6 protein-coding genes are annotated in these 9233 nt (G+C 46.1%); 1 reads left to right on the plus strand and 5 read right to left on the minus strand.

What is annotated here, in order from left to right:
• Window positions 1-221 precede the first annotated feature (221 nt).
• Window positions 222-1892 carry a FapA family protein gene (locus BCT81_RS13235; protein ID WP_102424717.1) on the plus strand — a complete coding sequence of 557 codons (1671 nt, stop codon included), beginning with the start codon at window positions 222-224 and terminating at the stop codon, window positions 1890-1892.
• Between the two features lie 52 nt (window positions 1893-1944).
• Here the strand turns inward: BCT81_RS13235 and BCT81_RS13240 are convergent, their stop codons facing one another.
• The 5 genes from BCT81_RS13240 to BCT81_RS13260 form a co-directional block, all read right to left on the minus strand.
• Complete coding sequence (locus BCT81_RS13240) at window positions 1945-3693, minus strand: SgrR family transcriptional regulator (RefSeq protein ID WP_102424718.1); 1749 nt, start codon at window positions 3691-3693, stop codon at window positions 1945-1947.
• A gap of 160 nt (window positions 3694-3853) precedes the next feature.
• Entirely contained in the window at window positions 3854-5968 is a 2115-nt protein-coding gene (locus BCT81_RS13245) for a type I secretion system permease/ATPase (RefSeq protein ID WP_004736912.1), read from the minus strand.
• Window positions 5969-5986: 18 nt separating this feature from the next.
• Window positions 5987-7897 (minus strand): LapD/MoxY N-terminal periplasmic domain-containing protein, encoded by a 1911-nt coding sequence (locus BCT81_RS13250; RefSeq protein ID WP_102424719.1) that lies wholly within the window; start codon window positions 7895-7897, stop codon window positions 5987-5989.
• Between the two features lie 5 nt (window positions 7898-7902).
• Window positions 7903-8571 (minus strand): transglutaminase-like cysteine peptidase, encoded by a 669-nt coding sequence (locus tag BCT81_RS13255; RefSeq protein WP_061031924.1) that lies wholly within the window; start codon window positions 8569-8571, stop codon window positions 7903-7905.
• 59 nt (window positions 8572-8630) lie between these two features.
• The coding region (locus tag BCT81_RS13260; RefSeq protein WP_133152620.1) for an HlyD family type I secretion periplasmic adaptor subunit at window positions 8631-9233 on the minus strand (603 nt) is incomplete at its 5' end.

Here is a 9233-nt window from a genome sequence, read left to right on the forward strand (position 1 = left end):
TCACAGGACAGTGAAACTTCAAATCAAACCGTGTGAGAATTGTCGCTTTGTCTTTGTAAAGGTGAGGCAAATCATAAAATGAGTACGTCTTATTTCTGAGTCATCTTTGCAGCCACGAAAGTAAGTGATGTGACGCTGATTATTATAATGTGACGATTCTAAGCTCAGATTGATTTATATAGACTGAATAACAACTGAGTCATTAGGGATACTCAATTCGAATGTGGGATAACATCGTTACACTGTCGGAAGATAAGCAACAAGTGATGGCATGTCTGCCGTCAGGGTTTGTGGTTGATGCAAGCTTTGATAACAAGACACTACTACCAGCCTTGGAAGCCATAGACGCATCAAGCTATTTTCTTTTTGAAGAAGAAGTGCTGCGTTTTGTTTCTCTTGCTAAAGAAGGCAAAGGAGAAGCTTACGAAGGTATTTTGATTGCTGAAGTTCGTGACGCCAGTGTAGAGGTGCAACTATCCGATGACGAGATGTTAGCGAGTCTTGTTGTCACTGGTCCATACAACGGAAACCCACTGCGTGGTAGTGACATCATTCATTGCCTTGCTCAGGCCCATATCACGAAAGGGATTAACAAGTTAGCTCTAAGAAAAGTCTTGATGATGAGCAGTAAACTTAGGCCTGGTGAAAAGTTTACTCAACCTGTCGCCAAAGGTACTCAGCCGATCAGAGGGAAAGACGCTAAGTTTGCAGCGCTCGTGGAAGACATTACACGTCAAGTTCTAAAGCCCCGAGGTAAAGACGAAGGCAAGATTGATATGCGGGATTTGGGAGAAACCATCACCGTTGGACTGAATGACCAATTGATGAAGCGCACTCCCGCGACCAAAGGTGTCGCTGGATTTACGGTTCAAGGCCGAGTCATCCCCCCAATCCCTGGACAAGACAGTTTAATTAAGCCTGGCAAAGGCACCTACATTTCTCCTGATGACCCCAATCTATTGCTCGCTTCCCACCCTGGCTTACCCATCATTAAAGATCGAACCATCGAAGTGGATGACGCACTGTGTGTTAGCAATGTCGATGTCTCTACTGGACACGTAAAGTTTAAAGGTAATGTGTTTGTCTCTGGCAACATTGAACCTGGAATGGTTGTGAAAGCCACAGGGAGTATTACCGTCGGCGGCTTTATTGAATCGGCTGAAGTTCAGGCGCAAGGCGATATCAAAGTCGCGAAAGGAATCATCGGACATACGACCAAAGAGGGAGAACCGAAAAGCTGTAAGGTATTGAGCAAAGGTTCTATCACGGCAAGCTATGCTCAAAACGCCGAATTACAGACGGCGGGCGATATTCGTTTTGGCGTGCACAGCATGAGTAACGAAATACGCTGTGGTAACAACCTTATTGTGATGGACTCACTCAAGAAGCACGGCACACTCAGTGGCGGTGAAGCGAAAGTCGGTGGTAAGGTGGAGTGCGTTTTCTTGGGCGTTGAGGGGGATACTGCAACTAAGGTTCATGGTTTTGCTCGTTATGATGGATACAGACAGAAGATTGCTGAACTCAAGGAAATCTACAGACACGCGCAAGAACAGACTATGGACGTGATTCGCCAAGAGCTCGAGTTTAAGAAACTACCTAAAGCAGAGCGAAGCGAAGAACAAGCGTTACAAATAGAGCAGCAGCGCGAGAAGAACAATCATGCCATAGAAAGCACTAAACAAAAGTTGGATACTCTGGAAGCGGAATTTGAAACGAACCTTGCGGAGTGCACAGTCGAAGCACACGAAAAGGTTTATACACGAGTCACCGTGCAGTTTGGTGATGAAACTGTGACGACCAAGCGCACCCATGGGGGAAGTGTGTTTTCCTTCAATCAATACGAGATTCAATGTTCCTTTAAGATGGAACAAGAAGACATTTCACTATAAAGGGCGTCAGTGTGCGGCGCCTCTATCAAAACATCCTCATCGCAACAGTTCTTTAATCAGAAGACCACACCGAACGAATATCTGGCCATCCCCAATTAGTGAGTGCGACATCTTCTAAGACACCTTGAAATCGTAATGTTTGCGTGTGATGAAACATTGGCGCTATCCAGTACTCACTGACTAACGTTGAAGCGATCGGTTCTAGCGCTGTTAGGTAATCTTCTAACGGAGTGCATGCTCGTAGATTTTCCAATTGTTGATCAAGCCAGTTGGCATTTGTCTGTCCTAGAGTGTGGTACAGCACGTTATTACAGTAGAAATTAGAAAACGCTGAAGCATGACGGTTATCGTCTAAATTGATATTCGTTAAGATCAGTGTCTCATCGAGTGTGCCGTTGTTCGCTTTTTCATTCAACTCGCGATAGGAATACATCACCATTTCAACCACACAGTTGTGCTCGGCAAGTACTGAAGAAATAGCCCGAGCGCATCGACGCAGCGCTGTATAGTTGTATCCAGCAATGGTAATGGTTTTTGGTAGCGCGCTGAATTCACCAAATGGGCGTAAAACGGGCTTCCAAACAGGTAATAAGTTGTTGGCAACGACACTGCCGTAATGAATCTTCTCTTTGCGAAATACTTCGAGTAGTCGCTGCGGCTGAATTAATTCTGTAATGTAACAACGTTGGGCACGTGTTAACGGATGCTTAGCATGATGGTTGAATAACGCGAACAAGCAGCCGTCTTCAGTGCGACTGTGTTGACTCGAGTGAGTCGCATTAGGCGTTTGTATTGAGACTTCAATACCGCTTGTCGTTTCAGATACTTGGATCGGTGTATTACTGGAAAGCGACGGGTTCTCCATTTTCTCGTCGTTGACGCTCCAAATCGTGACTAAGTCGACTAATACACGACACGAATAGTAGCCATCGAACGCTTGCAGTTTAAGTCTGTTTTTGTCGTGTTCGACCACTGTAAATGGGCCACTGCCAATCACTGCATTGTTGTTTGCAACATTAACTTGGTTTGCTGGCTGAATACCGTATTTGACACCAGACACAAGCCCTGCGAACCCTTGATCTGGTTTGCTTAGTGTAAATACCACTTTCAGTGGATGTGGGGCGCTGATGTCGCTGACATGCGCGAGCTCTTTTTGATAATAGGGAAGGGCACTGAGTTTAGCAAAGAGGCTCACAATGGTATCAGCGTCAATTGACTCGTCGTTGTGGAACGTAAGCCCGGGACGAAGGTGGAATGTCCATTGATAGCTCGCTTCGTCATAGCGCCAGTGGTGAGCGAGTTCTGGTTTGATAACGCCATTGTCATGGCTGGATACCAAGCAGCAATACACCTGACGCAAGAAGAAGCGCTCGCTACAGCGGTGTAATTGATGTGGCACAATGCGTTCAAACATTCGCTTGTATGTGAGTTGGATACTGACACGGCCTTCCTGAACAGAAGCCCCTGAGGTGGTTTTCAGCAGGCGGCCAAACGTTGCTTCGTCTTCATCCACAATAGCCAAAGCTTTCTCATACTTGCCTTGTTGGATTCTCTCTAGAGCAAGGCTCTCTTTGAGTGCGCCTAATTCGATATTTAACAGTAGCGAAGATCGTTGGTTTCGACCGGCTTTAGGTAGCCAGGTTAACCACGCTAGCTCTTGCATTTGTGATAACAGGTTGCGAGCATGTCGAGGAGAAGTACACAGTAAATCAGCCACTTCCTGTACTGTGGTTTTCATTTCGCTGCCGACACCCATGGGTGCGATTCGCTGATAATACCTAAGCAGGTTGAGATTAGACACCAAGAGCCCTTTGTTAATGGATAGCCTGGTATTTTACTCAACTTAACTTCGAGAAAATAAGAAAATGTTCAGTTACTTTGTTCCCCTTTTGTCACGGTTTAAGGGAATAAAAAAGGGGAGCATTCGCTCCCCCCTTTGGTGATTGTGTTGATGACAGGCTTTAGCTAACTGCTCTTACACGACCTTGTTTTAGATCGGACAGAACTTTAGCTTTCGGACCATCAGCAATTATGCTGCCTTTCTCCATCACGATGACTCGGTCTACAACATCTAACATCGAGGTTTTATGAGTGATAAGGATCAGCGTTTCGCTTGGTAACAGTTGGCTAAGCTGGTGCTTGATGTGCATTTCTGAACGGTTATCCATTGCACTGGTTGGTTCATCCATTAGTAACACCGGAGGACGGCCTAAGAAAGCTCTGGCAATCGCAATTGACTGACGTTGACCACCTGAAAGCAAACCACCACCTTCACCTACTTGACGTTCTAGGCCAGCAGGATCTTGTTGAGTAAAGGCTGTCACACCGGCACGGTTCGCAGCATCCATCACATCACGATCGTCCACCAAAGGACGGCCTAGAGTAATGTTATCTCTGACTGAGCCATAGAATAGATTACTGTCTTGCGGTACACAGCCTATATTGCGTCGTACGTCGACATGGTGAAGTTGCTCCATATCGGTATCATCAATGCGTACATGGCCTTCTGTGGGCTTGTAGAGGCCCATAATAAGGCGTTCTAGGGTTGTTTTACCTGAACCAATACGACCGATGATCGCCACCTTCTCGCCGGGTGCTATGGTCAGGCTGAGATCTCGCACTGAAGCGACGGGCGAATCAGGATAGTGGAACGTCACTTTATCCAGCGCAATATGACCTTGGATGATTGGTCGGTGAATGTAACGCTTACCTTCTTCTTGCTCGTCAGGCATCGACATCACTTGTTCAATCAGCGTCATTGAAGATTTGGCTTGGTTGTAACGTGTAGAAAGCAGCGACAATTGAACGAGAGGACCAATCGCACGGCCACTCAACATGGTTGCAGCGATCAAACCACCCATCGTCAGTTCGCCTTCCGCAATTAGATACACACCAAAAATGATCATCCCTACATTGGTACTTTGTTGAACAAAGCCTGCGGTGTTTTGGATGCTGTCGGTAATGCGGCGGCTTTTAATGTTCCAGTTCGCCATATGAGCAACGGCTTCTTCCCAACGGAATTGGAACTGGCTCTGTGCGCTAAATAGCTTAACAGTTTCTAGGCCCGCCAAACTCTCAATCAAGTTTGCGTACTTCTGAGAGGCTAGACGTGAACCTTCTTCAATGGTGCGACGCAATGGACCTTGAATCAGCAGCGCGTAGATGATCAGAATCACAACGCCCGCGACAGGAACAAACACTAAGTTACCCGCCATCAACCAGATTAAGGCGAGGAACATAAGCGCGAAAGGCAAATCGATCAGAGAACCAATCGTAGCTGAGGTGAAGAATTCTCGAATGGACTCAAACTCTTGCAAGTTCTTCGCGAAGGCACCAACTGAAGCTGGTTTTGCTTCCATACGAATGCCAAGTACCTTGCTGAACAATTTGGAGGAAATCAGGATATCGGATTTTTTCCCCGCAACGTCGATGAAGTAGCTACGCATCAACTTTAAGAGCAGATCGAACAGGAAGACTACGAAGATACCGCTCGCTAACACCCACAAGGTTTCAAATGCAAGGTTGGGTACCACTTTGTCGTACACCAAACGCGTAAACATCGGCGCGGCAATCGCAAAAATGTTGATAAGAATCGATGCAATTAACACATCACGATAGATGTTTTTCGATTCCCAAATAGTGCTCCAAAACCAGTGACCTTTGCGTGTTTTCAGAACTTCTGGTGAGCGCTCGTCATAGCGGAACTGCTTTTTAACTAAGAAGTAGCGGCCAATGAACTGCTCTTTGAGTTCAGCAACAGGAATGATGATTGGCACCATTCCACTTTCTGCTGTGATGATTTCAGCTTCTTGCTTTTCAAGGTCGATGCTGTTGAGCACACAAGCTTCGCCCTGTTTTAGCAATAATACCGCCGGCAAGATGAGGTGTGGAATGCTATCTAAGTCGGAACGGTTTTCTTTTGCCACTAGCCCCGCACGTTCGGCAGAACGTGGGAACAGGAAAGGGGTTAGCTTTCCGTCTGATAGTGGTAACCCATTGACCAACGCCTCAGGCGAGTTCGCTAACCCGTAATATCGGCTAACGTAGATCAATGAGTTCAATAGTGGATCTTGCATGCGATATAACCCTTACAACTATTTATCAACAATGAAGCCTTGGAACACTTCTACGTAGTTATCAGACAAGATATCTAACTGAGTCTGAGTTTCGATTCGAGATGCGATGGTGGTGACACCAAGGTTATGAGCCGTTCGTGAAATCGACGTGAGCGTGAATTTCTGCTTCTCATCGTCCAAGTTATGCGTGAACAGGTAATCCAGTTTCACGTAGCTAGGACGGTACTCGTTGATGTAGTCCAGTGATTGGAAGTTACGTCCGTAGTTATCGACACCAAACATCGCTTCAGCATTACGAATGGTGTTACACAATAGTGCCGTGTAGTGCGGAACGTTGATGAAACAGTTTTCTGGGATCTCAAAGTGCAGCAGGTGAGCAACTGAAGCGTTTTGCTCAAGCGTTTTACCAATCCAACGGATAAAGCTTGGTTGAGAAATACTGCTTGGTGAGATATTGATTGCGATTGGGCTTGTCACCTCTTGTGCTGTTAGCTTCTCAATCATCTTCTCGATAACGTATTGGTCGAGAATGTGGCTCATTTCAAGCTGCTCTAGTGCGTATAGGTACTGGTTAGCACCGTAACGAATGCCATCCTTCTCTATCGCAGAGAACACCTCTTGGTGATAGGTTTTGCCAAACGCATTGTTTGCAGCTTGCAGGCGGAATGTGACTAGGTCATTGATGATCGCCTCTTCAACCAACATACGCCATTGTTGTTTACCCATTACTGCGCCATGGTCGTCAGCAGTGACGTAGCCGTAAGCAAGTTCACGATTCGCTTTAGCACTAGAGAGCGCGTTGTCGACTAATGACATGATTTCAGTGCTGGTTTTACGTTTGTTGCTGTACGTTACACCCAATGCAATGTGTGGGTTTGCCATGCCTGTTGGATCTGAACCTAGGCTTTGAATACAGTTAACGATGCTGCCAGCGACCAGTTTAAGCTCGCTTTCATCAATGTTTGGCATAATGAAACCAAACTCGTCACTAGAAATACGCGCGATGGTGATGTCTGGTGATGAGATAGAAGCTTGCAGTTGCTCTGCCAATTGATGAACTAACGTGTCACCCTCTTGGTAACCTTTCTCGTCATACTCTTCACTGATAAATTCCGCTTTCAGTACAGCAAGGCCACCTAAACTTGATTCTTCCAACCACTGATTTAATTGCGACATGTAGTAAGCGCGATTACCCAGCTGAGAAACCGGATCAATGTACGCTCTTTCACGTAGCTTCTGAGCTTCTTTCGCTTGGTTTTTAAAGGCTTGTTCAACTTGAGTCGACATGTGATTGATGCCATCAACCACCAAGATCAGATCTTTTGTTTTAGGACGTGTTAATGGCTCACCGAATTGGTTCTTAGCGATCTGATCCATTTTGGTGATGATCATCGATAGTGGGCGTAGTGCTCGCTTAAGGATCCATGAAATCGAGATCAAGCCGAGTAAGAAGATCACACCAAAGATGCTTAATAAGCGGGTAAAGGCTTGCCACAGTTGATCATAGGCCGGGCCTGGATGGCTGACGATCTCTACTTCTGCAAGCTGCATCCAACCGCTGGTGATCACTCGGCGGTCATGAACGGGTTCAAATAGGTTGAGATTGATAAACCAATGGGGTACGCCCGAAGGTTTTACAGGGTATGAACGGATGATGTCTTCACCGCTGTCGAGAAAAATCAATCGTACGACCGAGTAAGAACTGCCATCAAACAGAGCGTTGATAACAGACTCTACCGATACCTTGTCCTTTTCTTCAAGGTAAGGGGCAAGAGCCAGTCCAACAGTATTAATGGTATTACTTACCTCAGAGCGTTGCTGCTCCTCTAAGTATCCACGAGTAGTATTGAATTCGATCATAAAGACTGACGTCATCAGTAATATGAACACCGCAACCATCCCGACCACAAGCTGTTTATATAAAGTCATTGTACCTACTCATCGTAATTGATAATGGGTTTGTTTAATTTTAGAGAGCGCTCACGGGAACGTAAGTCGTTCCATAAGCTCAATCTTGAAGATTTCCCTGCTAGCTTGCCGCTGCCTGCTGCCGACTTGATTAACCAAAGGTTTTTACCGTTGAAACTGTAAATTGGTCGTAGGTCAGGGCGCTTAGAACCGCGCTTTATCTCAGGGTTTAAGTTATCCAAAATTAGTGGTTCTGCACTCGGTGTGGAGTAGTAAGCCAACACCATGTGGAATTGGTTTAGCTCCAGTGCTTTTACGTACACTAATCGCAATTTCTTATCTGGAACGCCTAGTTCAAGCAGAGAGAAGTATTTGGCAATGGTGAAGTCTTCACAGTCGCCTGCGTTACTGCCTAAAAATTCCAGCGGGGTCGCCCAGTAGTCGTTTTTTCCCCACAGAATGCTGTCGTCGACAAAGTACATCTGATTGAAGAACTGATTAACTGACGTGAGCTTTTCTTTTTCGCTTAAACCATCGTATGACGTCATATTTGAACGCCAGGTTGCCACGCGTTTTCCGGCTCTCTCGCCGTAGGTCTGCGTGACCGCATCGATCCACCTTTGGTCGTTCTTATTGAGAGCGACAGAAGTAAAAGAGGTGAGGACGAGCAGTAACAGCGATATTCGAGACTTCATAGCCTCAGCTCTTGTTGGTTCACTATGTATTGAAAGGCATTGTTAACCATCAAACGTCCTTACTCTTTCAGTGCGTTGTTTTGTGCACTGAGGATAGGTTTTAACATGTACTCAAGTACGGTTCTTTTACCCGTGATGATATCGACCGAGGCTGTCATACCTGGAATGATTGGCAGCTCTTCGTTTTGTCCAAAATTATGTTTCTCGGTACGTACACGCACGATGTAAAAGCTGTTGCCTTCTTCATCTTGTGTCGTATCGGCGCTGATGTGTTCCAACACGCCTTCTAAGCCACCATATTTGGTGAAGTCATAAGCACTGAACTTAACAATGGCGGTCAGTTCTGGGCGCAGGAATGCGATGTCTTGTGGGGCAATTTTTGCTTCAACCAGCAAGGAGTCTTCGGTCGGTACAATCTCAACGATGTCCATACCTGGCTGGATTACACCACCCACGGTATTGATACCTAACGTTTTAACGGTGCCGGTTACTGGAGAAACGACAACTGTACGGTTTACTCTGTCTTCGAGGCCAACCGCAGATTCAGTCAGTGCCGAGAGTTTATCTTGTGCTTGGTTGAGCTTTTCTTGTTGTTCAGAGCGGAAGTTGAGCGCCGCATCGATACGGCTGAGCATGGCTTCTTTGATTGCAGAGCGTAGCAG

The organism is Vibrio sp. 10N.261.52.A1 (genome assembly GCF_002876325.1).
GTDB classification, from domain to species: domain Bacteria; phylum Pseudomonadota; class Gammaproteobacteria; order Enterobacterales; family Vibrionaceae; genus Vibrio; species Vibrio chagasii.

What these genes read in the sequence shown, in the direction of transcription:
- BCT81_RS13235 (WP_102424717.1), top strand. Translation starts at nt 222, where the DNA reads ATGTGGGATAACATCGTTACACTGTCGGAAGATAAGCAACAAGTGATG.
- BCT81_RS13245 (WP_004736912.1), bottom strand. Translation starts at nt 5,968, where the DNA reads ATGCAAGATCCACTATTGAACTCATTGATCTACGTTAGCCGATATTAC.
- BCT81_RS13250 (WP_102424719.1), bottom strand. Translation starts at nt 7,897, where the DNA reads ATGACTTTATATAAACAGCTTGTGGTCGGGATGGTTGCGGTGTTCATA.
- BCT81_RS13255 (WP_061031924.1), bottom strand. Translation starts at nt 8,571, where the DNA reads ATGAAGTCTCGAATATCGCTGTTACTGCTCGTCCTCACCTCTTTTACT.